27 protein-coding genes are annotated in these 24,609 nt (G+C 52.8%); 18 read left to right on the plus strand and 9 right to left on the minus strand.

Annotated elements, in window-relative coordinates; translation table 11 throughout:
- The first annotated feature begins 4 nt into the window (after positions 1-4).
- The 3 genes from NHAL_RS16950 to NHAL_RS16960 are packed head-to-tail and all read left to right on the plus strand — an operon-like array spanning position 5 to position 3,580.
- The gene (locus NHAL_RS16950) at positions 5-1,045 is read left to right on the plus strand and encodes a threonine aldolase family protein (RefSeq protein ID WP_013034366.1); all 1,041 of its coding nucleotides are present in this window, start codon (positions 5-7) and stop codon (positions 1,043-1,045) included.
- Complete coding sequence (argE, locus tag NHAL_RS16955; protein WP_013034367.1) at positions 1,045-2,184, plus strand: acetylornithine deacetylase; 1,140 nt, start codon at positions 1,045-1,047, stop codon at positions 2,182-2,184. Before NHAL_RS16950 ends, argE begins: the two co-directional genes overlap by 1 nt.
- A gap of 43 nt (positions 2,185-2,227) precedes the next feature.
- A complete protein-coding gene (locus NHAL_RS16960) occupies positions 2,228-3,580 on the plus strand; it encodes a M24 family metallopeptidase (RefSeq protein ID WP_013034368.1) in 1,353 nt (450 codons plus the stop codon).
- A gap of 193 nt (positions 3,581-3,773) precedes the next feature.
- Here the strand turns inward: NHAL_RS16960 and NHAL_RS16965 are convergent, their stop codons facing one another.
- A complete protein-coding gene (locus tag NHAL_RS16965) occupies positions 3,774-4,061 on the minus strand; it encodes a hypothetical protein (RefSeq protein ID WP_013034369.1) in 288 nt (95 codons plus the stop codon).
- Positions 4,062-4,638: 577 nt separating this feature from the next.
- On the opposite strand from NHAL_RS16965, the gene NHAL_RS16970 reads away from it, so the two are divergent.
- The 3 genes from NHAL_RS16970 (at position 4,639) to NHAL_RS16980 (ending at position 6,827) form a co-directional block, all read left to right on the plus strand.
- Positions 4,639-4,848 (plus strand): cold-shock protein, encoded by a 210-nt coding sequence (locus NHAL_RS16970; protein WP_013034371.1) that lies wholly within the window; start codon positions 4,639-4,641, stop codon positions 4,846-4,848.
- A 78-nt stretch (positions 4,849-4,926) separates the two neighbouring features.
- Positions 4,927-5,202 carry an RNA recognition motif domain-containing protein gene (locus tag NHAL_RS16975; RefSeq protein ID WP_013034372.1) on the plus strand — a complete coding sequence of 92 codons (276 nt, stop codon included), beginning with the start codon at positions 4,927-4,929 and terminating at the stop codon, positions 5,200-5,202.
- A 110-nt stretch (positions 5,203-5,312) separates the two neighbouring features.
- Positions 5,313-6,827, plus strand: a complete 1,515-nt coding sequence (locus NHAL_RS16980) for a DEAD/DEAH box helicase (RefSeq protein ID WP_013034373.1) — start codon at positions 5,313-5,315, stop codon at positions 6,825-6,827.
- A 68-nt stretch (positions 6,828-6,895) separates the two neighbouring features.
- Here the strand turns inward: NHAL_RS16980 and NHAL_RS16985 are convergent, their stop codons facing one another.
- The gene (locus NHAL_RS16985) at positions 6,896-8,002 is read right to left on the minus strand and encodes a multicopper oxidase domain-containing protein (protein WP_013034374.1); all 1,107 of its coding nucleotides are present in this window, start codon (positions 8,000-8,002) and stop codon (positions 6,896-6,898) included.
- 267 nt (positions 8,003-8,269) lie between these two features.
- Between NHAL_RS16985 and hldE the strand changes: the two genes are divergently transcribed.
- The 3 genes from hldE to waaA are packed head-to-tail and all read left to right on the plus strand — an operon-like array spanning position 8,270 to position 11,989.
- Positions 8,270-9,691: a bifunctional D-glycero-beta-D-manno-heptose-7-phosphate kinase/D-glycero-beta-D-manno-heptose 1-phosphate adenylyltransferase HldE gene (gene hldE / locus NHAL_RS16990; RefSeq protein WP_013034375.1), complete on the plus strand. Its 1,422-nt coding sequence runs from the start codon at positions 8,270-8,272 to the stop codon at positions 9,689-9,691.
- A 12-nt stretch (positions 9,692-9,703) separates the two neighbouring features.
- The gene (gene rfaD, locus NHAL_RS16995; RefSeq protein ID WP_013034376.1) at positions 9,704-10,657 is read left to right on the plus strand and encodes an ADP-glyceromanno-heptose 6-epimerase; all 954 of its coding nucleotides are present in this window, start codon (positions 9,704-9,706) and stop codon (positions 10,655-10,657) included.
- A 30-nt stretch (positions 10,658-10,687) separates the two neighbouring features.
- A complete protein-coding gene (waaA, locus tag NHAL_RS17000) occupies positions 10,688-11,989 on the plus strand; it encodes a lipid IV(A) 3-deoxy-D-manno-octulosonic acid transferase (RefSeq protein ID WP_013034377.1) in 1,302 nt (433 codons plus the stop codon).
- Between the two features lie 76 nt (positions 11,990-12,065).
- Here the strand turns inward: waaA and NHAL_RS17005 are convergent, their stop codons facing one another.
- From NHAL_RS17005 to NHAL_RS17015, 3 genes are all read right to left on the minus strand, one after another.
- Entirely contained in the window at positions 12,066-13,421 is a 1,356-nt protein-coding gene (locus tag NHAL_RS17005; protein WP_013034378.1) for a TolC family outer membrane protein, read from the minus strand.
- Between the two features lie 34 nt (positions 13,422-13,455).
- Positions 13,456-14,094 (minus strand): protein-L-isoaspartate O-methyltransferase family protein, encoded by a 639-nt coding sequence (locus tag NHAL_RS17010; RefSeq protein WP_013034379.1) that lies wholly within the window; start codon positions 14,092-14,094, stop codon positions 13,456-13,458.
- An 88-nt stretch (positions 14,095-14,182) separates the two neighbouring features.
- Positions 14,183-14,425 (minus strand): sulfurtransferase TusA family protein, encoded by a 243-nt coding sequence (locus NHAL_RS17015; protein ID WP_013034380.1) that lies wholly within the window; start codon positions 14,423-14,425, stop codon positions 14,183-14,185.
- Between the two features lie 158 nt (positions 14,426-14,583).
- Here NHAL_RS17015 and NHAL_RS17020 point away from each other — a divergent pair, with 158 nt between their 5' ends.
- The 8 genes from NHAL_RS17020 (at position 14,584) to NHAL_RS17050 (ending at position 21,210) form a co-directional block, all read left to right on the plus strand.
- Positions 14,584-16,038, plus strand: coding sequence for a beta-barrel assembly-enhancing protease (locus NHAL_RS17020; RefSeq protein WP_013034381.1), 1,455 nt, complete (start codon positions 14,584-14,586; stop codon positions 16,036-16,038).
- Positions 16,039-16,260: 222 nt separating this feature from the next.
- On the plus strand, positions 16,261-16,332 hold the full coding sequence (gene pqqA, locus NHAL_RS22295; RefSeq protein WP_013034382.1) for a pyrroloquinoline quinone precursor peptide PqqA: 72 nt from the start codon (positions 16,261-16,263) through the stop codon (positions 16,330-16,332).
- Positions 16,333-16,405: 73 nt separating this feature from the next.
- Entirely contained in the window at positions 16,406-17,326 is a 921-nt protein-coding gene (pqqB, locus tag NHAL_RS17025) for a pyrroloquinoline quinone biosynthesis protein PqqB (protein WP_013034383.1), read from the plus strand.
- A gap of 16 nt (positions 17,327-17,342) precedes the next feature.
- A complete protein-coding gene (pqqC, locus tag NHAL_RS17030) occupies positions 17,343-18,065 on the plus strand; it encodes a pyrroloquinoline-quinone synthase PqqC (protein WP_013034384.1) in 723 nt (240 codons plus the stop codon).
- An 8-nt stretch (positions 18,066-18,073) separates the two neighbouring features.
- Entirely contained in the window at positions 18,074-18,343 is a 270-nt protein-coding gene (gene pqqD, locus NHAL_RS17035) for a pyrroloquinoline quinone biosynthesis peptide chaperone PqqD (RefSeq protein WP_013034385.1), read from the plus strand.
- Positions 18,312-19,463, plus strand: a complete 1,152-nt coding sequence (gene pqqE / locus NHAL_RS17040; protein WP_013034386.1) for a pyrroloquinoline quinone biosynthesis protein PqqE — start codon at positions 18,312-18,314, stop codon at positions 19,461-19,463. Before pqqD ends, pqqE begins: the two co-directional genes overlap by 32 nt.
- Complete coding sequence (locus NHAL_RS17045; protein ID WP_013034387.1) at positions 19,463-20,404, plus strand: ABC transporter ATP-binding protein; 942 nt, start codon at positions 19,463-19,465, stop codon at positions 20,402-20,404. Before pqqE ends, NHAL_RS17045 begins: the two co-directional genes overlap by 1 nt.
- A gap of 2 nt (positions 20,405-20,406) precedes the next feature.
- Complete coding sequence (locus NHAL_RS17050) at positions 20,407-21,210, plus strand: ABC transporter permease (protein WP_013034388.1); 804 nt, start codon at positions 20,407-20,409, stop codon at positions 21,208-21,210.
- Between the two features lie 95 nt (positions 21,211-21,305).
- On the opposite strand, the gene NHAL_RS17055 is transcribed toward NHAL_RS17050, so the two are convergent.
- Together NHAL_RS17055 and NHAL_RS22300 are read right to left on the minus strand one after the other, a co-directional pair.
- Positions 21,306-21,491, minus strand: coding sequence for a PLDc N-terminal domain-containing protein (locus tag NHAL_RS17055; RefSeq protein WP_013034389.1), 186 nt, complete (start codon positions 21,489-21,491; stop codon positions 21,306-21,308).
- A gap of 64 nt (positions 21,492-21,555) precedes the next feature.
- On the minus strand, positions 21,556-21,705 hold the full coding sequence (locus NHAL_RS22300) for an IS1096 element passenger TnpR family protein (protein WP_013034390.1): 150 nt from the start codon (positions 21,703-21,705) through the stop codon (positions 21,556-21,558).
- 113 nt (positions 21,706-21,818) lie between these two features.
- Between NHAL_RS22300 and NHAL_RS17060 the strand changes: the two genes are divergently transcribed.
- Positions 21,819-22,742, plus strand: coding sequence for a Kelch repeat-containing protein (locus NHAL_RS17060; protein WP_013034391.1), 924 nt, complete (start codon positions 21,819-21,821; stop codon positions 22,740-22,742).
- 37 nt (positions 22,743-22,779) lie between these two features.
- Here the strand turns inward: NHAL_RS17060 and lpxD are convergent, their stop codons facing one another.
- Both lpxD and hemJ read right to left on the minus strand, forming a co-directional pair.
- On the minus strand, positions 22,780-23,823 hold the full coding sequence (lpxD, locus tag NHAL_RS17065; protein ID WP_013034392.1) for a UDP-3-O-(3-hydroxymyristoyl)glucosamine N-acyltransferase: 1,044 nt from the start codon (positions 23,821-23,823) through the stop codon (positions 22,780-22,782).
- A 57-nt stretch (positions 23,824-23,880) separates the two neighbouring features.
- Entirely contained in the window at positions 23,881-24,300 is a 420-nt protein-coding gene (gene hemJ / locus NHAL_RS17070) for a protoporphyrinogen oxidase HemJ (RefSeq protein WP_013034393.1), read from the minus strand.
- Positions 24,301-24,609 lie beyond the last annotated feature (309 nt).

Genomic DNA, 24,609 nt, shown 5'->3' on the forward strand with positions numbered 1-24,609 from the left:
TTCAATGACAAAGTGTCATTTTGTTAGTGACAATGCAGCGGGTGTCCACCCAGAAGTCATGGCTATGATGGCAAAAGCCAGTCGCGGCCATGCCATTGCCTACGGCAACGATCCCTTCACAAAGCAGGCCCTGCAACTATTCAAGCAGCACTTTGGAACCCAGACGGAGACGTTTTTTGTGCTGACCGGGACCGCCGCCAATGTCATTGCGTTGCAAAGTGTCATGGCTTCTTTCGAGGCCGTTATTTGTGCTGACTGTGCCCACCTTCATCGGGATGAATGCGGTGCGCCGGAAAAATTCCTGGGATCAAAAGTGCTGGTCGCCAAAACCCATCAGGGTAAGCTCAGTGTGGAAACGGTTGCCCCCCTGTTGCGCGGCATGGATATTGTGCACCGCGCTCAACCAAAAGTGCTCTCCATTACCCAGTGCACAGAATGGGGGACCATTTATACCTCCGAAGAAATACAAACCTTGGCAGACTTTTGCCATGAGCATGGGTTACTGCTCCATATGGATGGCGCACGGTTGAGCAACGCGGCTGCCCGGCTGAATTTAAGCCTAAAAGAAATTACCGGGGACGTGGGAGTCGATCTGCTCTCCTTTGGCGGAACCAAAAATGGTCTGCTCGCGGCTGAGGCCATTGTTTTTTTTGATCCCGAGTTGGCAAAAAATGCCCCTTTCTACCGCAAGCAAGGCATGCATCTAGTCTCCAAAATGCGTTTTGTCTCGGCTCAGTTTTTAGCCCTTTTATCCGATGATCTTTGGAGGAGAAACGCCCAACATGCTAACGGGATGGCGGCGTTACTAGCAGAAAGGCTCGGGAATATCGCTCAGGTGGAGATCATCGCTCCCGTAGAAACCAATGGAGTATTTGCCCGTATCCCGTCCCCTTGGGTCCCCCGCTTGCAACAACATTATGCTTTTGCAGTTTGGGACCCTGCTAGCACGGTGGTCCGATGGATGACCTCATTTGATACGACGGCTGAGGAGGTACGGAATTTTGAACGAAAAATCCAAGATGTGAGTGAGGAAAACCCGCGATAATGCCAAACAACCCTACCCATTATCTCCCGATTCTGGAGAAACTGATTGGTTTTCCGACCATCTCCAGGGAAACCAATCTGCCGCTTATCGACTATAGCGAAGATTTCCTGAGCAGCCAGGGTTTTCAAACCCAACGCTTCTACAATGAGCAGGGAAATAAAGCGAATCTTATGGCCTGGATCGGACCCGAAAGGGACGGGGGTCTGATGCTGGCCGGACATACCGATGTGGTCCCGGTCGACCAACAGGATTGGACCACCGACCCCTTCCGCCTGACCGAAAAGAACGGACACCTGTATGGGCGGGGGACCTCGGATATGAAAGGTTTTCTGGCTTTGGCTTTGGAGGCGGCGGCCACTCTCGATAGCCGCCAGCTACAACGGCCCCTTTATTTATGTTTTACCTACGATGAGGAAATCGGTTGCGGAGGCGCGAAAGCGCTTATAGCCTATTTAAAAACCTTGTCTCCCTCTCCTCGGTTTGCTTTGATCGGTGAACCCACGGATTTAGCGTTGGTCACCGCCCATAAGGGCATTCAAATCACCACCACCCATATCAAAGGGAAACCGGCCCATTCAAGCTGTCCCCAGTTGGGCGCCAGTGCGATTGTATTCGCTTCCAAATTGATCGCCGCCCTGGAAGAGCTCCTGCCCCCCGAAGAAAATAGGGATTTTAACCCCCCATCGGCCACCTTCAATGTGGGGACCATCCACGGCGGTACCGCCATCAACATTATCCCGGAACATTGTCAATTCGATTGGGAATGCCGCACCCTGCCCTCCCAAAACACGGCCCAGATCAATCAAGCATGGGAGCATTTGATCCATTCTCTGAGAAAACAAATACAGGACATTGAGGTGGAAAATCATATCAAGACCGCTGTTCCCGGGCTTAAATCCGGGATCAATCGGGAAATCGCCGCTTGGCTGAAGGAATTTCTGGAAGAGGGAAAAATCGGCACTGCCCCCTTTGTCACCGAAGCAGGACTCTATCAGCAAGCCGGTCTTCCCACTGTAGTCTGCGGCCCAGGCAGCATCCGGGAAGCCCATCAGCCTGACGAAAGCATCGCCATCCCTAGGATGGAAAATTATCGCGCTTTCCTTCATCAAGTAGTTGGGGATCTAGTAGAACAGAAGTAAAGCGCCAGAGGACACGTCCCCTCTGGCGGCAAAGGAAAATTAAATGAGAATTTTGGCGGAACAGGAAATAGAAAAGAGGAATGGACAGGTGATGAGATTTTTTTCGGACAGGGAATTCGAAGAAAGAGTCCATCAGGTTCGGAAAAAAATGGCAGAGCGGAAGATTGATGCCGTCATTATTACCAATCCTGAAAACATTTACTATCTCACGGGCCTCAATCATCAAGGCTATTTTGCCTATACCTCTTTGTTGTTGCCCCTCGACAAGGAACCTGTTCTGATCATCCGGGCGATGGAGAAAGCCATTATCGATGATATGGTAGTTCCCACGGTAAAGTCCTACCTCTACTCAGACGGCATTGCCCCTTTGCCCAAGGCCAGACACCGGGACGAAGACCTCACCTTGAGCGCCCCCATGGAGGGTCCCGAGGCAGGCGGATTGCATCCCTGGTCCATGAGCTTAGGAGTCTCCATTCAAAGCGATGAAGAAGAGCTTAAGGATTATTCGGCGCCGGTGAAGGCCACCTGTCAAGCCCTCCGTCATTTAGGACTGACCTCTGCCCACGTGGCTTTTGAAAAAAGTAGTTCCTTTCTGCCCTACAAAATCGCGGAGGCCTTCGTGACCAAAATGGCCGATGTGAAATGGTCTGACGCGGAGGATCTGGTCACCGAATGCCGGATTGTCCAATCCCCGGCCGAGTTGGAATGCACCCGAAAGGCTGCCGAAATTTCCGATGCCATGATGATGTCTGGGATTGCCATGGCCGGTCCCGGAGTCTCTAGCCGTAATGTGATGGGGGCCATCTATCAAACCATGATCCTACGGGGAGGCACCTATCCTGCCTTTGTCCCCCTGGTACGGTCCACCCGCACACTGTCCCACGAACATGGGACCTGGGACGAATGGAACGCAAACATATTACAGGACGAAGATCTTTTGTTTCTGGAAATGGCCGGCTGTTACTGGCGTTATCATGCGCCCATTGGACGCCTGGTGCATATTGGGAAAATCTCACCGAAGGCAGAAAAAGCCTATGAGACCTGTCTAGAAGCCTTATATCGTGCAGCAGAAGCCTTAAAACCGGGCGTCACCGCCGATTCCGTCTATAAAGCCTGGCAGCGGCGTGTGGATAGAGCGGGATTGTCCCACTACCGCCGCCATCACTGTGGCTATATTGTGGGTATTGGGTTCCCTCCAAGTTGGTCAGGTTCCGGTATCCCCAAGGGGTTACGGGAAGGCTCTAACATGATTATTCAAAAAGGTATGGTTTTTCACCTTATGTCCTGGCTGCTGCGAACGGGAGAAGGCGACGCCTTTTTCTCCGATACGGTCGTGGTGACGGACAAGGGGGGCGAATTTCTCACCAGGACTCCGCGGGAGCTCGATGTGCGTTAGCGGTCGGTTTCGCGTGGCTCAACCGGTCCCACGAGCCGGCAAGTAGCGTGCGCTGTGCGCACGAAGAGGCTGGGAAAGCCAATTCCTCAAAACTTCCGTTGGGATACTTACTCCCTCCCAAGAGAGGAGGGAGAGTTCTCAACATCAGACTAATGGGGGAAGTAAACAGGCCAAGATTGAATTTTCATTGCCTTTAAGCTGCGGGTAAGTTAATGGTGTTAATGCTGTCCTCGTCCAAGGACACATTAGCGCCGGCAGAGTCGATGATGCTAACTACCTGATTTTGGTTCACGATCTGAATTTGATCTGCAAAGTACTGGTTAACCCGGAAATGCTGGTTGACTTGTAAAGGAAACCCCCTTTGGCCTCCCTGGCGGTAGGGAACAATCCAACCCCACAGCCAACCGCCACGTATCGCAGCCCGCTCCTGGGGATCCAAAGTTCTGCTTTCATTCAAATCTCTGATAGTAATGGTTGCCATTAATTTTCTCCTGCTCGATAAACCAGCCCAATTTTTATCCAAAATGATGCATAAAGCGCACCATGACAGGAGGATAGAAAGCTAAATCATAACAAAGGCCTGATCTATATAACCTTATCTTTTGTGCATTAATTTTCTTCTTCCTCTAAAAGGAGCCCTGTTACCACAAAATGTGGGATTTTAAATAAATTCGGCAACTGAATTTGTTGGGAAAAAACTACCATTTCTGTCCTTCTTTCTCAAGAAACCAACCAAACGTAACGTAATATAAGGATAAATTTGAGGATCCTCTGGAATCTCTGCCGAGGATAAAAACCCAGGAGTCTTGTTAAGACTCCCCGACGAAGAGTAACCTTATAATAACTTTATTTTGAACTTGTAATTGTCCCCTTTGTCTCCTATGATACAAAGCGCTAGAGTATTAAGGATCGCGTTTTCGTGTTAGCGTAGTAGTTTTTGTTTTTCCTTCCGAATTCATATCTGCTCCAACTCGTTCGCCCTGCAATACTCAGTTCTACCCACTGACATTTCCAACGAGAGTGTCAGGCAGATACATCATTTTTTTTGAGAGTTTTCTATGTCAGAACAGCAGACAGGAACCGTAAAATGGTTCAATGATTCAAAGGGTTATGGATTTATACAGCGGGAAAGCGGTGGTGATTTATTTGTGCACTACCGTTCCATCGTTGGTCAAGGTCACAGAACCCTCAAGGAAGGTCAACAGGTTAGCTTTGTTGAAGTACAAGGCCATAAAGGTCCTCAAGCCGACAATGTTATTGTTTTATAATAAATAATATCCCTTTTGGAAGAGGCCGGCTCTGGGAGCCGGCTTCTTCTTCCCCCCTACTTTTCTCAGAGAGGCTCAATGATCACACTTTTTGTGCGTGGTTTGCCCGCAAGTACAACCGAGGAGAGCCTTACCGCTTTGTTCGCTGATTACGGTACCGTGCGCTCTTTGACTCTACGTAAAGATTTATTCACTGGCCAAGCACGTGGCACCGCTCTAATCGATATGGAAGGTCATGAAGCCCGCGCTGCTATAGCGGCGTTGGACGGTTCTGAGTTCCAAGGCCGCACCATTTTTGTGGGCCAGAGTAAAGAGAAAAAACGACGCGGCCGCGGTGGCAGGCGCCGCCGCTAACTTGTTATTTAACTCCTAAACACCTCCACGGGTTTGGGCAGAATTCCCAATACCTGGACGGTGCCCCATTTGCTTTTTACCGAATATTTAGATTACCAGGATTTTATTACATGGCATCTTCTCCAGAAGCCCTATCTTTTGATGGCTTTGCTATCAGCGCCCCTATTCTGCAAGCCATCAAACAGGTAGGGTACGAAACCCCTACCCAGATTCAAGCAAGGGCAATCCCTCATCTTTTAGCAGGCTGTGACCTCATGGGGCAGGCCCAAACCGGCACGGGTAAAACCGCAGCATTTGCTATTCCTATTTTGAACCGACTGGCATTGACGCGGAAAGAGCCCCAAGCGCTGGTGTTAGTTCCAACGCGGGAGCTCGCCATTCAAGTGGCAGAGGCATTCCAAACCTATGCCCGGTATCTGGAAGACTTTCGTGTCCTTCCCATTTACGGCGGCCAATCCATGGGAAATCAGTTGCGCCAACTGAAACGGGGCGTTCACGTCATCGTAGGGACCCCAGGCAGAATTATGGATCACCTGCGGCGCAAAAGTCTGCTCCTAGATAAGTTGACGACGGTAGTCTTAGACGAAGCCGATGAAATGCTAAAAATGGGGTTTATCGAAGATGTGGAGTGGATTCTGGGACAAATGCCTGCGAAGCGGCAGACGGCACTTTTTTCCGCAACCATGCCGAGTTCCGTTCGTCATATCGCAAGCCGCCACTTGCATAGCCCCCATGATATAAAAATTAAGGGAAAAACCGCCTCCCTCCCCGCCATCAATCAGCGCTATTGCCTAGTCTCCGATTTTCATAAATTAGATGCGCTTACCCGGATGCTAGAGGTGGAAGAATATGATGCCACGATTATCTTTGTTCGCACCAAGATTGCGACGGAAGAGCTGGCAAAAAAGCTGTCGGCACGGGGCTATGCGGCAGCAGCACTGAATGGGGATATGGCCCAGGCGCAGCGGGAAAAGGTCGTCGGACAGCTCAAAAAAAATACTCTCGACATCATTGTCGCCACTGATGTGGCCGCCCGTGGCTTGGATGTGAAGCGAATCAGCCATGTCGTCAATTACGACATTCCCTACGATACCGGGACTTATATCCACCGTATTGGCCGTACGGGTCGCGCAGGCCGCACCGGGACAGCCACCCTGTTCGTTGCCCCCCGCGAACGGCGGATGTTGAGCGCTATCAAAAAAGTAACGGGACAACCCCTTTATGAAATGCCATTACCCAGTCACCAGAAAATCATAGACCGGCGTATTGAACAATTTAAACAACAGGTTATGGGAACCTTGGAAAGGGAAGATCTGGCTGAATTCCGCCACTTGGTGCAACAATGGGTTGAACAGGAAAATCTCTCCCCGTTGGATGTAGCCGCGGCATTGACCTATTCCATGCAACGCGAACGTCCGTTAGTCAAGCCTCCGCTAGCGGAATCGGCTAACCATGATAAAGCACTTCAGCGGCCGGTTAAGAAAAAGGCCAAAAAAATGTCCGCTTTAAAGACAACAAGAAGAAGCGAGACAAAAAACAAGAAATTCCATAAAAAGACGATCAAAAAACAAAAAGATTTTCGTCATTCTTATTTCAACAACAGCCACCACCTTTCCACCCCCTAGCCTCCCAACAGGCGGGCAAACCCCGGACCCGGCCAGCAGCGGGTCCGGGCCGGTAGAAATAATGGCCTTCAAGGCACAATTTGGTAGGTTGTACTCATCCCTGCCTCGATATGGTCAGCAACATGGCAGTGGTATAGCCACTCCCCAGGATTATCGGCCTCCATATCGGCCGTAATCATCGAGGCAGGCAATAATTCCAACACATCCGTCCGTCGCGCCACATGGGGCGCCCCCACCCATACCGTTTCGCCATGCCAGTGGGGGGTATGGAGATCCACTTCATTGCCCATCCCAAGCACATGCCAACGCACCCGTTCACCTTGCTTTGCAACCAATCCGGGGAGATTTCCAAAAACATATCCATTGATGCCATGCATAAGCCCCGCCTCTTCACCTCCCTGCTTATCGAAAATAAAGAAAGCTGTCACGAACTCCTGATCCACATCCCTCGGGCTGCCATCCTGATTAGCCATGCCATAACGGGTGATAATAATAGGACCTAGAAGACCGGCATTGGTGTCGGCAGGCGTATCCACGTGGGAGTGGTACCACCATACTTTTGAAGACGGATCACCGCTGGCGGGTCCGCTGTCTTCATCGGCGATCCAGGTATAATCAAAGCATTCACCGGCAGGAATACGGGCTCCTGCTCCTGGGAGAGTGTCGGTCGAATTCACCCCAAAATAGGGAGCGCCCTCGTCATCTTTCCTATACCGCAGGCCATGGGGGTGCATGCTGTAGGTACCGTTTGCGGTCTGATTGCAAAAATGAACCTTGACGGTGTCGCCCACCTCCGCGCGGATAATAGGCCCCAAAATACCCAGCCACTCAGGTTGAGGTTTAAGGGTGGTAAAAGTTTCATCCGTGTACTCTACGTAGCGAACTGCTGGAAAAGTATGGCTATTTGCCCACGGCTCTGGCAAAGAACAGGGATTTTGTCGATCCGAACAATGGAGGAGATTTTGATCAGTGGGCGCAAAATCCCATTCCATCTCTTGGGCCGCGATGTAATAATGCCGAACGGTACCTGCTCCGGGAGCAGGACCCGCCGAACTTCCTCTGAAAAAAGGTGAGAGCTGGAACCAATGGCTGGCGTCATTCCCACTGACAGGCAGCGACCCTAGCAGCAACAGGCCCCCTAACAGAGCCCCCCCTGGTTTGATATGAAATACCATGACAACCCCCTATTTATAATAATAATAATTCTCATTAATTCTATCGAATACAAACAAGAGAGCGCAACTTGGAACTTAGAACGGTTCCTATTTAAATAGAGCACCATTGGGCTTGGGACAGAGGGCGGCAAGGGTAAACTGAGACCATGGGTCCGGTGGAGCCATGCAGACCGGTAAACGCCCCTCCCAAGAAGGGATCAGAAGTCTTGAGATTTAGCCTGCATCCCTATGGTATTATGAGCGAATTTTTATGAACCACCCCATAGCATGACCCACGGCTTACCTAACTTTACCGCCGCCCAGGTACTGATAATTGGCGATGTAATGTTGGATCGTTACTGGCACGGTGCTACCTCGCGCATCTCGCCAGAGGCTCCTGTGCCCGTGGTCCATGTCACCGGCCGAGAGGAACGGCCTGGTGGGGCAGGCAATGTAGCGGTCAATGTAGCGGCACTAGGGGCTCAGGCGACACTGCTAGGCTTGATCGGCACGGATGAGGCTGCCACTACGCTGCGGTCTTTGCTCACTCGCCAGGGAGTCCACTGCCGCCTGGAAGGTGTTTCCAATATGGCCACGATCACCAAACTGCGAGTAATCAGCCACCACCAACAGCTGCTCCGCTTGGATTTTGAGGACGGGTTAATTCCGGCCTACAGCGAGGCATTACTCCCTGCCTATGGCGTTGCCCTGAACAGCAGACCCGTGGTGATCCTCTCCGATTACGGCAAAGGGACCCTACAAGCGCCTCAACGATTAATCACCCTCGGCCGGGAAGCCGGCGTGCCGATTCTTATCGATCCCAAAGGCGCTGATTTCTCTCGCTATCACGGCGCCAGCATCATCACCCCCAACCTGGCCGAATTTGAAGCCGTGGTAGGGCCTTGCGCCGACGACGCAGCCCTGGTTGAAAAAGGAGAGCAGTTACGGCGACAACTAGCCCTTGAGGCTTTGCTTATTACCCGCGGCGAACAGGGCATGACCCTGTTACAGCAAGGGCACGCCCCCCTTCATCTGCCCACCGAGGCGCGAGAGGTCTTTGATGTCACTGGTGCTGGAGATACCGTGATTTCAGTCCTGGGCGCCGCCCTGGCAGCGGGCAACACCTTTAAGGAGGCTACCACCCTTGCCAATCTAGCCGCGGGGATCGTCGTAGGGAAATTGGGTACGGCCAGTGTGACCCGTGATGAGCTACAAAGGGCTCTCCATCCCATAACCACCCGCCGAGGAATTCTCACTGAGGAAGAACTGCTACCTCTCATCCACCTGGCTCGCAGCCGCGGTGAACGGATTGTGATGACCAATGGCTGTTTTGATATTCTTCATCCAGGCCATGTGGGCTACTTAGCCGAGGCACGCCAACTGGGAGATCGGCTGATTGTGGCCGTTAACGACGATGCCTCGGTCCAACGCCTCAAGGGCAAAGACCGACCGGTGAACAATCTTGCCCAGCGCATGGCAGTTTTGTCGGCGCTCCATGACGTGGACTGGGTCGTCCCCTTCTCAGAGGATACCCCGGCACGGCTAATTGAGCGGGTACTACCCGATATCTTAGTGAAGGGCGGCGACTATACTCCCGAGCAGGTAGCAGGAAGCAAAGCGGTTGTTGCCAACGGCGGAAAAGCCATCATCCTCAATTACCAGCAAGGTTGTTCTACCAGCCAGATCATTGAGGCTATTCGCAAAGGCTAAGGAGGCTCGTTCTTGATTATAGTCACTGGCGGCGCTGGCTTTATTGGCAGCAATATTATCAAGGCCCTAAATCAGCGCGGGCGCGAAGATATTTTGGTGGTTGATGACCTAACCCAGGGAGAAAAATTTATCAATCTGGCCGACTGTGAGATCTGGGACTATTGGGATAAAGAGCAATTTCTACACGCCATAGAGGCTGAAAAGGGTTTTCCACACCCACCAGAGGCAATGGTGCATCAGGGCGCTTGCAGTTCCACGACGGAATGGAATGGGCGCTATATGATGGAGAACAACTACCACTATTCCAAGCGCCTGCTACATTATTGCCTGGAACGCCGCATCCCCTTCCTTTATGCCTCTAGCGCGGCAGTTTATGGCCATGGCCCGACCTTTCGCGAGCGCCGGAAATTTGAGGCTCCACGCAATGTCTATGGTTACTCTAAGTTTCTCTTCGACCAATACGTCCGGCGTTGCTTACCAACGGCTCCCAGCCAAATCGTTGGCTTTCGCTACTTCAATGTTTATGGTCCCCGGGAAGCCCACAAAGGCTCCATGGCCAGTGTCGCTTACCATGCCCATTGCCAGCTTAAAGATACCGGCCGCATCAAGCTGTTTGAAGGCTGCGATGGCTACGGGCACGGCGAACAACGACGGGATTTCATCTATGTTGCTGATGTGGCTGCGGTCAGCCTCTGGTTCCTGGAACATCCCCATTGCTCAGGGATTTTTAATGTGGGCACAGGCCAGGCCCAAACTTTCAACGAAGTGGCTCGCGCCGTACTTGCCTTTCATGGACGTGGTGAAATTGAGTACATTCCATTCCCCGACCATTTGCGGGGGCGTTATCAAAGTTTTACCCAAGCGGATATCAGCGCCCTACGGGAAGCAGGCTATACTGCGCCTTTCGCCCCGGTTGAGGAAGGGGTGAAAACTTACCTGGACTGGCTGAGGGAAAATCAAGGCTAGCCTATTTCCAAACCAGCGGGTTTCCTGTTAGTGCCAGTTTCACTTTCAATTTTGCGGGCCCTCTATAGCCTCTTGTTTTACTTATTCACCCCGCTAGTGGTAATTCGCCTCCTATGGCGAGGTTACCGCGCTCCCGCCTATCTCCACCGCTGGAGAGAGCGCTTCGGCTTTGCCCCTCCCCTAGCTGGGAAGGCAGTTATTTGGGTCCATGCCGTGTCGGTGGGAGAGGTCCAAGCGAGCTTACCCTTGGTACGGGCTCTACTGGACCATTACCCCCACCACACAGTGTTGTTGACCACCATGACACCCACCGGCTCGGCCCAAGTGCGAAAGAGCCTGGGAGAACAAGTGGCCCATTGCTACCTGCCCTATGATTTAGCCGACGCCACTGCCCGCTTCCTCCAGCGGGTTCAACCCCAATTGGGGGTGATTCTGGAAACAGAGCTTTGGCCCAACCTCTTGCGCCAGTGCCAACGCCGCAGGATCCCGGTAATACTCGCCAATGCCCGCCTTTCGGAACGTTCGGCGCGAGGCTATTCCCGCTTGGGAGCGTTCTCCCAGGATATGTTGTCTGATCTCGCCTTTATTGCGGCCCAGGGAAAAGCCGATGCCGAACGCTTTATTGCCCTCGGAGCGCCCCCTGAGCGAGTCCAGGTAACCGGTAATCTCAAGTTTGAACTCAAACTCCCCTCCCCTCTGGAATCTCAGGGAGCCCTATTAAGGCGCCAATGGGGTCAGTCACGCCCCCTTTGGATTGCCGCCAGCACCCATGAAGGGGAAGAAGAACAAATCCTAACTGCCTTCAAACAGGTGCAACAATCCTACCCATCAGCCCTACTGGTTCTGGTGCCAAGGCATCCCGAACGATTCGGTCGCGTCCATCACTTATGCCAACGGCAAGGCTTTATTACCCAACTTCGCAGTGAACAACGAGCTTGCGATCCAGCTACGGAGATTTTCATCGGTGACACTATGGGGGAGCTCCCCTTATTCTTCGCGGCCTCTGATGTCGCTTTTCTCGGTGGCAGCCTAGTCCCTGTGGGGGGACACAACCCTTTGGAACCGGCCGCCCTAAAACGGCCCGTTATTCTCGGGCCCCATATGTTCAATTTTTATGAGATCAGCCAACGGTTACTGGCAGCCGGCGCAGCCATTCAAGTTGAAACCATTCAGGAGCTGGCCCAGACTGTTCAGCACTATCTTGGCAATCCCCAACTCCGTGCGAAAGCAGGCGAAGCGGGACAGCAAGTAATTGCCCAAAACCAGGGAGCATCAAGCAAAATACTACAACTCATCAATACCTTACGAGCCAACAGCACGAAAGAGGCGTGAACCGGCTGGGATAAGAAGCCAGAAAAACTCACCCCTCAAAACTTCCGCTAGGGCGCTTATCTATAAGGGGCCACCCTCAATGCAGCCACTGGTTAATTTGCTCCAAGTCTTCTAGGGTGATAATGCCAGCCCCTTGCTTCAGACGCAGCGTATTGAGGATATACTCATAGCGGGACCGAGAGTGATCCCGGAGGGCGCGAAACAAATCCCGCCGCACGTTGAGGACATCCACCGTCGTGCGGGTCCCCACCTCAAAGCCGGCTTCGGTCGCCTCCAGAGAACTCTCGTTGGAAACAATGGCCTGCTGCAAAGCCTTGACCTGACTGACTTCGGAGATGACGCCCAAATAAGCCTCACGAGTCTGGCGGAAAACCTGCCGACGGGCCTGTTCCAACTGCTCCAGGGACTGCTCCAGCCGGTGTTTGGCCTCCCGGGTGCGGGATACCACGGCGCCCCCCTGAAAAAGAGGTAGATTAAACTGCAACCCAATCACATTTTGATCGGTTTGGAAGCCACCAAAGCTCCCCCCTCCGGTCACATTGGTGGAGTTAGTGCCCACCACATCTAGGGTGGGGTAATGCCCCGATTTCTCCCGCTCAATCTCTTGGCGGGCATTGTCTACCGCCGCCTCGGAAGCATCAATTTGGGGGTTTTGCTGGAGCGCAGTCTCGGCCCATTGGTCGATGTCCATAGGATCAGGCTGGAGTAAAGGAGCATCCTTTTCCAAATCTTCCAGTTCCCGAAAGTATTGCCCCGTCACCTCCCGCAACCGCTCATGGGCGTTGGAAAGGGCATTTTCGGCAGCGATTTCCTGGGAAACCGCAAGATCATAGGCGGCCTGGGCTTCATTAACGTCCACAATAGTATCCAGCCCCACCTCGAAACGCTGCCGAGTCTGCTCCAGCTGCTTATCAATGGCTTCTTTTTCCGCCCGGGCAAACTCTAGTTCAGCCTGGGCGGTGAGCACATCGAAATAGCGCTCAGCCGCCCGAACCAACAGGGCTTGTTCCTCGGCCACCAAATCCGCCTGGGCTTGGGCGATGGTGGCATCCGCCTGCTTGAGGCGGACAAAATTTTCCCGTCGGTATAGTGGCTGGGTCAAACTGAGAGTATAACCCCAGTTATTAAACGACCGGGTGCCCCCAAAGCCGGGAAAAGGCTGTTGCTCAAGCAACTCAATGGTCTGGAAGGTCCGATCATAGTTGGAGGAAATATCCACAACCGGTAAAAATAGGGCTCTGGCCTGGGGCTTAGCTTCCAACGCGGCCTGCACCGCCGCCACTTGAGCCCGCAATTGGGGATCATTCGCCCTTGCCAAACGATAGACCTCCAGCAAATCGGATGCTTGGACAGACCAGGGGATCACCAGACCAAGGAGGAGCAGCAAGAGACGTTTTTTGATGAAGGACACGAATTTCGGTTCAATAAACAAGAGATCTATTTCCTGAGCTAGGGGCTTCCTTTAGCTAAAAAATGAATTTTGGCTTGGGCTCACTGTGAAGCAGCGGCGGTATGACCGTTTCAAACAACCCCTCACGGGACCACTCCTTCTCCCCCACACGGGTGATCAACACCGCTTCCATCACCGGCGCCTGGCCCAAAACCACAAACAAACGCCCCCCCAATTTGAGTGCTTCCAGAAAAGCATGGGGCTCACTGGGGAGAGAGCCCGTCACGGCAATGGCATCAAAAGGTCCACCCTGAGCCCAACCTCGGGATGCATCCCCCACCTGCAAAGAAATATTCTTGAGCTGCCACTCAGCCAGGCGCTGCAATTCAGGAAAAATATCAACGCTAGTCACGTGTCCGGCCAGACCTGCCATGACCGCTGTCAGGTAGCCGGTTCCTGTCCCTATTTCCAGGACCGAATCCTGTTCTTTAAGCTCCAATGCCTGCAGCAAACGACCCTCAATTTTGGGCGGCAACATCACCTGCCCCTGCCCGATGGGTATTTGAATATCAGCGTAAGCCAGGTTCCTATATACTGGTGGAACAAAATCTTCCCGAGGTACGGCAGCAAGCCGATCCAATACTCGCTGATCGAGCACCTCCCAAGGCCGGACCTGCTGTTCCACCATATTGAAGCGAGCTTGCTCCAGGTTCATCGACTCCTCACCTTAAATAACTGTAGGGTGCCTAAGAGTAAGGGCTTTTTTCAGGCGGCGCAACAAAGGACATTCAAATTAATGTCATTTATCTACTGCTTATCCGCTTACGGATCACGAAATGGTACTGGCCTTCTTCCTCACGGGCTTCCAAAAGCTCGTTCTCGGTAATGCGGGCAAAGGCCTCCACATCTTTTAAAGAGCCTGGATCCGTAGCCACCACATAAAGGGTTTGTCCACCTTCCAGAGTTTCTAGCGCTTTACGAATCCGCAACACGGGCAAAGGACAGGGTAAACCAATAGCATTGAGCTCGGCATCGTAATCAGACATAGTGGTTTGACTCTGGAATAATGGATAGCAACCCGTTTTTTTGGTTAAAAAAAGGCTAAATTATAAACTAATAGCACTAGGATAAAAGAGAGATGGAGGGGTGAGCTGAACCGGGCCGGTTACGCTGAGTCTATGATTTAATATTGACATTATCAGGGATGCGGAAATTACCAGTGCAATTGCTGAGCACAGTATTATGGGCCGTCATTTTATTGACGGTTCCAACCCTCAAGGCCGATGAAATTGAACTACCGGAAATCGGTGATCATTCAGGAGTCGCCCTATCACCAGAACAAGAACGCAGCATTGGGCAGGCTTTTATGCGCCGCCTGCGTAATTCGGTAACGATTATTGAAGATCCAGAGGTAGCGACTTATGTCCAATCATTAGGGTATCGGCTGGTTGCGAATAGCGATAACCCAGGGCAAGGATTCACTTTCTTTGTCATTCAGGATCCGACTATCAATGCCTTCGCCGCCCCCGGAGGGTATATTGGAATCCATTCCGGACTGATTGAAAATTCCCAAACAGAAAGCGAACTAGCGGCGGTACTGGCCCATGAAATTGCCCATATCACCCAGCGCCACTTGGCCCGTGCCTTTGAGCAACGCCGCCGCTTGAGCCTACCCATGACCGCCGCGATAGTGGCTGCTATCATTCTGGGCACCCAGAGCCCTGATGCCGGTCTTGCTGGGCTAGCCGCCGCCCAGGCCGGTGCTGCTCAACTCCAAATCAATTTTACCCGTTCCAATGAAAAGGAAGCCGACCGGGTAGGAATGCAAACCCTGGTACGGGCCGGCTTCGACCCTTTTGCCATGCCCGCTTTCTTCGAGCGCCTCCACCAGGTCAGCCGTTACTACGGAACCCGGCCGCCGGAATTTCTCAGCACCCACCCGGTGACCAGCAACCGTATTGCGGATGCCATGGGCCGTGCCGAAACCCTCAATCCCCATCCTGTAAAGGATCATCTCCAGTTTCATCTGGTACGGGCTAAACTCCAAGTTCTGGCTAGTGATAATCATGAACAAACGGTGCGCCAGTTTAAAGAGGCCCTGGAGAATGGCCGCTACCGGAATGAAGCGGCCACCCGCTATGGCTATGCCCTAGCGCTAGTCGCCACTGGAGACTCGAGCGAAGCGCGACGGCAAATTTTACAGTTGCTTAAAAAAGACGGTGACAATCTCGCCTACCGGCTCGCCCTCGCTCGAGTGGAAGCAGCCGCTGGTCGTTTTGAAACCGCTTTTAAAGTCTATAAGGAAGCCCAAGCGCTATATCCCAACGACTATGCCGTCGTCGTCAACTATGCCAATGCCTTGTTGCAGGGCCACCGTCCCCAGACCGCCCGGGATTTATTAAGGCGTCAGATTCAATCAGGCGTAGGCACGGGACAAATCTACCACTTAATGGCCCAAGCGGAAGGGGATGCCGGCAACCGTGCAGAGGCCCACCGTTGGTTGGCGGAGTACCACTATTACAATGGGCAGACTGATATGGCGATTAAACAATTACAGCTAGCCAGCAAAGCAGCGAGTAACGATTTCTACGAACGTTCCAAGATCGAAGCCCGTCTGCGGCAGCTGCAAATGGAGATCAATGCCGAGGAAGATTCCTAAGGCAAAGATTTTTCCGGTCCGAGGGCGCAATATTTAGACCACTCACCCCCTACCCGCTAGGGGGTGGTAGGAAAAATCCGGATTTATACTTAGTGAACTTCCTCCGGAATATGATTTAGAATGCTTACTTAATGCCATCGCAAATTTTGCCTCAGCAATTATCTTGCACTTTAGTGGCAGATAACCAACGCCAGTTAACAACTCAATCAAAGGAGTTTGGGTATGTGGACAAAACCTGCTTACTATGATCTGCGCTTTGGCTTCGAAGTCACCATGTACATTTGCCATCGGTAATTAAAACCCCGGTCAAGTCTCGCCCGGACCCAAGTCCGGGCGAGACTTTTGACTCCCCATGGCGAGCAAAGCGATGTTAATCCATGTCCTAGGTTCAGGTGCGGGCGGGGGCTTCCCCCAGTGGAATTGCAACTGCCACAATTGCAGCCGCCTGCGTAAGGGCGAGTTCAAAGGGCAAGCGCGATCCCAGTCCTCGGTTGCAGCCAGCACCAATGGTACCGATTGGGTGCTTTTCAACACCTCTCCGGATATTCTCAAACAACTCCAGAATTTTCCTGCTATCCAACCGGGTCGAGGACTCCGGGATACGGGTATCCGCAGCATTGTGCTCATTGACAGCCAAATCGACCATACCACTGGACTGCTGATGCTGCGGGAACATCACCAACCCTTGGAAGTGTACTGCACTGAACCCGTCTACCAGGACCTCACTACCGGTAATCCCCTATTTAAAGTGCTGGATCATTACTGCACGGTGAATTGGCACCCGATTCGGCTGCCCCGGGAAGATGCGCCCGGCGAGGCTTTTCAAGTGGAAGGGCTGCGCTTAGTGCCGGTCCCTCTACGCAGCGAGGCCCCGCCCTATTCCCCCCATCGCCATAATTATCATGTAGGGGACACCATCGGCGTGCTGATGGAGGATTTGACCACCCAAAAACGCTTATTTTACGCGCCAGGTTTGGGACAGATTGAAAACCATGTCCTTTCCTTGATGGCAGAAGCCGACTGTCTGCTTGTCGATGGGACCTTCTGGGCCGAGGATGAAATGGAACAAGCAGGAATTAGCCAGAAACGCGCCGCCGAAATGGGCCATCTTCCTCAATCGGGGCCAGGGGGCATGATGAGCACCATGGCTCCCCTCACTAACCCCCGAAAAATCCTCATTCATATCAACAACACCAATCCCATCCTGGACGAAGAATCGCCGGAGCGGGCCCAACTAGAGGCGGCAGGGATTGAAGTGGCCTTTGATGGCATGAACATTACCCTCTAGTTGCAAGGAGAGGAATATGGCGGAACAAAAACCCTGGAGCCGCGAAGAATTCGAGCAAAAGCTGCGGGAGAAAGAGCGTTTCTACCACCTCCATCATCCTTTCCACGTCCTAATGAACAGGGGCGAGTTGAACCAACAACAGGTCCAAGGCTGGGTCGCCAACCGTTTCTACTACCAAACCAGCATCCCCATCAAGGATGCTGCCATCCTGGCCAACTGCCCCCGACGATCAGTGCGGCGACATTGGGTGCAGCGGATCCTAGACCATGATGGTTATGGAGAAGACGTGGGGGGTATCGAGGCCTGGTTTCAGCTAGGCGAAGCCGTGGGATTGGCACGGGAAGAACTGGAATCCCAGCAACATGTCTTGCCGGGAGTGCGTTTTGCCATTGACGCCTATGTCAACTTTGCCCGCCGTGCCACCTGGCAGGAAGCGGCTTGCTCTTCCCTGACGGAATTGTTTGCGCCTTCGCTTCATCAGCAGCGCCTAGATAATTGGCCCCGCTATTACCCTTGGATTAAAGCGGAAGGCTACCATTATTTTCGCAAACGCCTTAACGAAGCCCGGCGGGATGTGCAACATGGCCTAGAGATTACCTTGGATTACTTCCAAAATCGCGCCCAACAGGAACGGGCCTTAGGAATCTTGCAGTTCAAGTTGGATGTGCTGTGGACTATGCTGGATGCCATGTGGATGGCGTATATTGAAAACCGTCCCCCCTATCACATGGAGGTCTAACCCGGCCCATGCACGATGACAGCATTCCCACCCTCGCTCCTAGCCACCGCTTCCAATGGGAAGAGGCGCAAAACTGCTATGTCCTGCTCTATCCAGAAGGCATGGTGAAACTGAACCCCAGCGCCGCCGAAATACTCAAACATTGCGATGGAACGCAAACCGTCAGGGCAATTATTGCCGCCTTGCAGCAACAATACCCGGATGTGGACCTAGAAGGTGATGTGCACGAATTTTTAGAGGTCGCTCATGGAAACGGTTGGCTCTACCCACAAGGCTAATGACCTCACCGGAAATGAAAGGACGCAACCCCTGTGGCTGTTAGCGGAACTCAGCTATGCTTGCCCCCTGCAATGTCCTTACTGTTCCAACCCCTTGGATTTTGCCGATCACAGGCATGAACTCACCACCGAGGACTGGCTGCGAGTGTTTCGCGAGGCCCGGGCCATGGGGGCCACTCAGCTGGGTTTTTCTGGTGGCGAACCCCTGCTACGTCGTGATTTAGAGGTATTGATCGCTGAAGCACGTAAACTGGGCTACTACACCAACCTGATCACCTCCGCTGTGGGCATGGATGAAGACCGGGTTGCCGCCTTTAAGGCCGCTCAACTCGACCATATCCAGATCAGCTTCCAAGCGTCCTCCGAAGACCTCAATAATCAGCTTGCCGGCGCCAATGTCTTTCAGCATAAACTGGCCATGGCCCGGGCCGTGAAAAAGCACGGCTATCCTATGGTGCTCTGCTTTGTCATCCACCGTTACAATATTGACCAGATGGAGCAAATTCTGGAGCTTGCCATTGAGCTTCAAGCGGACTATGTAGAATTGGCCACGACCCAATATTACGGCTGGGCCTGGCACAACCGGGACTCCCTGCTCCCGAATCGGAAACAATTGGCTCGGGCCGAAACCCTTGCCCATCAATACCAGGCCCGCATGAAAGGAAAGATGAAGATTTACTATGTGGTGCCGGATTATTACGAAAACCGGCCCAAGGCCTGCATGAACGGCTGGGGGAATATTTTCCTCACCATCGCCCCGGATGGGACCGCCCTTCCCTGCCATGCGGCCCGCCAACTCCCCGGGCTGACCTTGCCTAATGTGAAAGACCATAGCATTGAATGGATTTGGCGGGAGTCGCCGGACTTTAATCTGTTTCGGGGCCAAGGGTGGATGAAGGAACCTTGCCGGAGCTGTCCTGAGCGTTTCAAGGATTTTGGGGGATGCCGTTGTCAAGCCTATTTGCTGACGGGCAATCCCCGCAATACCGATCCTGTCTGTAGCCTTTCGCCTCACCATCAGATTGTGACGGACGCCATTGCTACCGCCAACCGGCAAGCCAGCGAGACCCGCCCCTGGGTATTCCGTAATCCACAGAATTCCAAAAAATTCTGTACCTAATGGCCATCCCTGAGAGCAACAAGGGGATTGCCATTGCCATCCAAGCCCAGGGACTGAGCAAACACTATGGCGCCTTGCAAGCCGTCCAGGATCTTCACCTTAACATCCCCCAAGGCCAATTCTACGGCCTGCTAGGCCCCAATGGCTCCGGTAAGACCACCACCATCCATATGCTGACCACCCTGGCCCGGCCGACCACCGGCCAGGCCAGGGTGGCCGGTTTTGAGGTGACGACCCAATCCGTGGCGGTACGCCAAGCCATTGGTCTCGTCTTCCAAGAATCGGCCTTAGATCCCACCATGACGGTGGCAGAAAATCTTCGCTTTGCCGCCGCCCTCTACAACCTTCCCCCGCCCTTAGCCAACCAGCGCATTGATGAATTGCTGATGCTATTCAACCTCCAAAATAAGCGCCAGCAACGGCTCACCACCCTCTCCGGCGGTATGCGGCGGGCCCTTGATATCGCCCGGGGGGTACTGCACCGTCCTCAAATTCTTTTCTTGGATGAACCCACGCTGGGCCTGGATATTCCTAACCGTCGCGCCATTTGGCGTTTCATCGAGCAACTGCGTCGGGAGGGCATGACAGTATTCCTCACCACCCATTACCTGGAAGAAGCCGAGGCCTGCGACCGAGTTGACTTTCTCAAACAGGGCCGCCTGATCTCTGGCGGCATCCCAAAACAGCTTACAGCCAAGCTGGGAGATTATATCCTCGAGTTAGAAGCTGAAGAGATGGATACAGTGGAAAACCGCCTTAAGGGTAGACTGGGTTCGGCGTTATGGGAGCCTGGATCCTTAAGTTTTCGAGTGACCGATCCCCAATTCTCCTTTGCCAGTCTTCAAGAGGAGCTGGGCAATACCGTGAGCGCCATGCGCTGGCGACGCCCTAACTTGAATGATGTTTTCCTTTGGACCTTAAATGATGGAGTGGGAGACTGACCATGGGTTGGCGTCCCCTGAAGGCGCTTATCGGTCGCGAGATGGCCAAATTGTTTCGTCAACGGGGCCGTTTGCTATCGGCCATGGTCCGTCCCTTGATTTGGTTACTGGTCATTGGCTCCGGGATAGGAAGCATGCTAGGCGAGCAAGGGGATAGCGGCTATAGGGAATTCTTGGCCCCTGGCATCATTGCCATGACCCTGCTCTTTGGCTCCTTGATGGCTTCCCTGACCCTGGTCTACGACAAGGAGCTCGGGATCATGCGGATGCTGATGATCGCCCCTTTTCCCCACTACCAAATCATTATCGGCAAGTTAATCGCCGGGACCTTAGCTAGCCTGGTGCAGGGGGCATTGCTCATTACCCTTTTGCTATTGGTGGGATATCTCAATCTCAGTGCCGCGCTCTTGGCTCTCTTTGCTGCCATGGCCTTAACGGCGCTTGCCTGCGCCGCCCTGGGGGTACTCATTGCCGTCTTTGCCAAGGCCTTGGATAATTTCGCGGTCATCATGAACTTTGTCATTTTTCCGGTCTTTTTCCTTAGTGGCGCCCTCTATCCAGTGGCTCCCCTCCCCCCTGTGCTACGGGCTGTCGCCACCGTCAATCCCTTTAGCTATGGAGTCGATTTACTAAAACACGCCCTTCAAAGGAATGCCCCCCACCCCTTTGGACCCGACTTTACCCTGGTGGCCGATCTTGCTGTGCTCGTGACATTTACACTAGTAGCAGTAGCCATTGCCTGCCTACGGTTCTCCCTTGAAGCGGTGCACGCGCCCCTCATCCACCGTCTCACTAAGCGTTCTTAGGGCAGCCTAAGCCCCACTAATTGCCCCAGATCAACCCACCGATTAAGTTGCACGCCCTTGACTGGAGAGCCTTTGAGTCTCGCTGGGCGCAACGGCTAAGAGGAGGACCGTGGCCCCAACAAGAACCAAAGGATAAAACCCAGTAATGGCAGCACCAGCACCAATACAATCCATACGGCTTTTCCCCCCGTAGAACTACGACTTTGAAAAATATTCAAAATCGCCCAAACGTCCGCAACCAATAACAGTAAGCCAAAAAGGCCGCCTACTTCGATACCCATGGCTTAATCCTTTGGTAAAAGTTTAAACTGAAATGTTACCCTCAAATTCTGGGAGAATATATGGCTAACGGCAATACCGAGTTATTTGCAAAACATCATGAAATTTCGGCAAAGTCATTGTGCTTGGAACGAGTATCCTTCTCCATATTGGCGGCTTACTCCCTTCCAGCGTCACTTTAAGCTGATAAATTTTTCGGAGTTGTTTAACTGCCATTATCTCTGCCCCTTTTAGTTACCCTCTTCGTTGCGTACCTTAAATCTCTTTCCCTCTTTCCCGCGACTGCTAAACTTTCTGAATAATCGCAACAGCTCAAAGGAAAGCAGCAAATGAGACTTAAAAAAAGCCACTTGGGCGGGCTACTGTTGAGCCTCTCATTCCTAGCATACTCTGCACCGGAGCAATGGCAACAACTCTCCCCCATGCCCACCCATCGCTCGGAAATGTCGGCAGCCTATCTCGACAGCAAAATCTACGTGCCCGGAGGGTTAGGGGGACAGCGCCAGTTTGAAGCCTATAATGTCACTACCAATACCTGGGAGCAACTAGCGCCGCTGCCCGCACCTCGCCACCACCTCATGGTGACCGCTCATCAAGGGAAAATCTATATTTTTGGGGGCGGCGATCGGGATTGGTCCCCCACAGCGACCGCCTGGGTTTACGATTCCCACACCTCTCAATGGCAAACCTTAACCCCCATGCCTGAACCCCGCTATGCTGGGGATGCGGTCTCAATGGGAGATTTTATCTATGTCGTCGGCGGCAAAGGTCCCAGCAACAAGCTGCTCCGCTATGATCCGAAGCAAGACTCCTGGACCTTCCTCAAGGGGATGCAGGAGCGCCGGGAACACACCCGTAGTGTTGTATTTGAAGGCAAAATCGTCGTTATTGCCGGACGTTACCAGGTAGCCGGTGAACTACGCTCGGTGGAAATCTATGATCCCGTAACCAATACTTGGCATGAGGGTCCTCCCTTGAATACAGCACGGGGCGGCCATGGAGCCGCAGTTCATCAGGGAAAAATCATGGTCTTTGGCGGCGAGGTTATCATGACCGGACGGGACACCCTGGCCAATTCAGAGAGTTTGGAAAATCTATCGGGAAAATGGCAACAAGGCCCTAGCTTGCCTGTAGCCTTGCACGGGATGCCGGCCATCAGCACCGGTCCCCATTTGTATATTCTGGGTGGCTCGGAACGGGCGGCGGCCAGCATCAACCGGGGTCGTGTCTATCGCCTGATAAAAGCCCGTTAGCCTCAACTTTGGCCACAAATTGTCTCTAGGGACCGCGCTATTCGTTTTTCTCTTGCTCCAGCGCCTTAAGCCGCTGTTCCAGCTCATGGACCTTCTTTCGTAAACTCGAAAGCCGGTTCATCTCCGCCAATGCTCGGCGGTTTTCAATCATCGGTTGGGCGGGACTGCCAGTCACGATGGCCTTAGGCGGCACGTCTTTGGCCACCCCCGACTGGGCGGTCACAATAGCCCCATCACCCACTTGAATATGACCCACAAGGCCCACCTGGCCCGCCAAGGTCACCCAGTTACCGATTTTGGTGCTCCCGGAAATACCCACCTGACTGACGATAATGCTATGCTCGCCGATCTCTACGTTATGGCCAATTTGAACCAGATTATCAATTTTGGTGCCCCGGCCGATTCTGGTGGCACCTAGCGCCCCCCGGTCAATGGCCGTATTGCATTGCACCTCTACATCATCGGCAATTTCTACCCGCCCCACTTGCGGCACCTTGAAATAGCCTTGCTGGGGATCAGGCGCGAACCCAAAGCCATCGCCACCGATAATCACCCCGGAGTGAAGAATCACCCGATGACCAATACTCACCCGCTCCAGCAAGGTCACCCGGGGGTAGAGCAAGCAATGTTCCCCCAGCGTAGCCTTAGCCCCCACATAGCAAAAAGGAAACAAGACGGTATGAGCTTTGATAGTGGCGCCGTTTTCGATCACACAGTAGGCGCCAATACTACATCCCTCTGCTATTTGCACCCCCTCCCCCACAATAGCCGTGGGATGCACACCGGGTGCCGGGCGATAGGGCCGATTGAACCATTTATCCACGACCCTAGCGAAATCACGGTAGGGATTATCTGAAATGAGCAGGGGATGCCCCGGAAACTGTTCCCGATCATCAGCACCCACTACAAAAGCGGCTGCTTTTGATAACCGGGCTCGAGAGATATATTTGCGGTTAGTATAAAAGCTCAAATCATCTGCTTGCGCCTGATCTAGGGGTGCGACCCCCCGGATGAGGGTTTCCCCATCGCCCTCAATGACACAACCCAAAAAACGGGCGATCTCCCAGAGACGAATTTCCATGCCCCCCCACTCGACTTAGTTTTTTTCTACGCTATAAGAATGAAGCAAGCGTTACCATCAAAAGGGCTTCACCACTACTAGGATCACTGCTCCAATTAAGATTAAAACCGGGAATTCATTGAACCAGCGATAATAAACATGGCTGTGGCGATTGCGCTCCTCCCGAAAGGCAACCAATAACCGGCCACAATAGAGATGATAGACAATCAAAACCAGAACTAGGGAAAGTTTGACATGGAGCCACCCTGCGCTCAACCAAGAGGGCATTAAATAAAGCAACCACACCCCGAACCCCACGGCTAAAATAGCGCTTGGATGCATAATGCCACGATAAAGCTTGCGCTCCATGATTTTAAAACGCTCCCGCCCCGGCTTATCCTTGCATTGAGCATGGTAGACAAATAACCGTGGCAAATAAAACAAGCCGGCAAACCATGTCACCACAAAAATAATATGAAAGGCCTTGACCCAAAGCATGCTATTTATCGCTCCAAGTTAAGATTAATTATTATTTATCCAGCCCCAACGCTCTGGTAGATGGTCAAACTTTAGCATAGCTGCTGCTGCCAGTCTCAAGGAAGCCCCGCGCAAAAATACCCCCACCACCGAATACCATCATCAAATCTATCGCCAATTATGCCGAAATCGAGCTCGTCTGGGAGGAATTATAAGAAATAGTAAATATTTTTACTGTCTCTTAGGGCATTGATAGCTTGGCATGGAGAAAATAACGAAATATCATGGGGATAAGAATCAGGTTTGCCCTTTATCAATACAGGCCCTACA

It is taken from the genome of Nitrosococcus halophilus Nc 4, from assembly GCF_000024725.1.
Lineage (GTDB): Bacteria > Pseudomonadota > Gammaproteobacteria > Nitrosococcales > Nitrosococcaceae > Nitrosococcus > Nitrosococcus halophilus.

Bases quoted from the DNA above. Each gene is read 5' to 3' on its own strand.
- NHAL_RS16950 (WP_013034366.1), top strand. From the start codon at position 5: ATGACAAAGTGTCATTTTGTTAGTGACAATGCAGCGGGTGTCCACCCA.
- argE (WP_013034367.1), top strand. From the start codon at position 1,045: ATGCCAAACAACCCTACCCATTATCTCCCGATTCTGGAGAAACTGATT.
- NHAL_RS16960 (WP_013034368.1), top strand. From the start codon at position 2,228: ATGAGAATTTTGGCGGAACAGGAAATAGAAAAGAGGAATGGACAGGTG.
- NHAL_RS16965 (WP_013034369.1), bottom strand. From the start codon at position 4,061: ATGGCAACCATTACTATCAGAGATTTGAATGAAAGCAGAACTTTGGAT.
- NHAL_RS16970 (WP_013034371.1), top strand. From the start codon at position 4,639: ATGTCAGAACAGCAGACAGGAACCGTAAAATGGTTCAATGATTCAAAG.
- NHAL_RS16975 (WP_013034372.1), top strand. From the start codon at position 4,927: ATGATCACACTTTTTGTGCGTGGTTTGCCCGCAAGTACAACCGAGGAG.
- NHAL_RS16980 (WP_013034373.1), top strand. From the start codon at position 5,313: ATGGCATCTTCTCCAGAAGCCCTATCTTTTGATGGCTTTGCTATCAGC.
- NHAL_RS16985 (WP_013034374.1), bottom strand. From the start codon at position 8,002: ATGGTATTTCATATCAAACCAGGGGGGGCTCTGTTAGGGGGCCTGTTG.
- hldE (WP_013034375.1), top strand. From the start codon at position 8,270: ATGACCCACGGCTTACCTAACTTTACCGCCGCCCAGGTACTGATAATT.
- NHAL_RS17010 (WP_013034379.1), bottom strand. From the start codon at position 14,094: ATGAACCTGGAGCAAGCTCGCTTCAATATGGTGGAACAGCAGGTCCGG.
- NHAL_RS17015 (WP_013034380.1), bottom strand. From the start codon at position 14,425: ATGTCTGATTACGATGCCGAGCTCAATGCTATTGGTTTACCCTGTCCT.
- NHAL_RS17020 (WP_013034381.1), top strand. From the start codon at position 14,584: ATGCGGAAATTACCAGTGCAATTGCTGAGCACAGTATTATGGGCCGTC.
- pqqB (WP_013034383.1), top strand. From the start codon at position 16,406: ATGTTAATCCATGTCCTAGGTTCAGGTGCGGGCGGGGGCTTCCCCCAG.
- pqqC (WP_013034384.1), top strand. From the start codon at position 17,343: ATGGCGGAACAAAAACCCTGGAGCCGCGAAGAATTCGAGCAAAAGCTG.
- pqqD (WP_013034385.1), top strand. From the start codon at position 18,074: ATGCACGATGACAGCATTCCCACCCTCGCTCCTAGCCACCGCTTCCAA.
- pqqE (WP_013034386.1), top strand. From the start codon at position 18,312: ATGGAAACGGTTGGCTCTACCCACAAGGCTAATGACCTCACCGGAAAT.
- NHAL_RS17045 (WP_013034387.1), top strand. From the start codon at position 19,463: ATGGCCATCCCTGAGAGCAACAAGGGGATTGCCATTGCCATCCAAGCC.
- NHAL_RS17050 (WP_013034388.1), top strand. From the start codon at position 20,407: ATGGGTTGGCGTCCCCTGAAGGCGCTTATCGGTCGCGAGATGGCCAAA.
- NHAL_RS17055 (WP_013034389.1), bottom strand. From the start codon at position 21,491: ATGGGTATCGAAGTAGGCGGCCTTTTTGGCTTACTGTTATTGGTTGCG.
- NHAL_RS22300 (WP_013034390.1), bottom strand. From the start codon at position 21,705: ATGGCAGTTAAACAACTCCGAAAAATTTATCAGCTTAAAGTGACGCTG.
- NHAL_RS17060 (WP_013034391.1), top strand. From the start codon at position 21,819: ATGAGACTTAAAAAAAGCCACTTGGGCGGGCTACTGTTGAGCCTCTCA.
- lpxD (WP_013034392.1), bottom strand. From the start codon at position 23,823: ATGGAAATTCGTCTCTGGGAGATCGCCCGTTTTTTGGGTTGTGTCATT.
- hemJ (WP_013034393.1), bottom strand. From the start codon at position 24,300: ATGCTTTGGGTCAAGGCCTTTCATATTATTTTTGTGGTGACATGGTTT.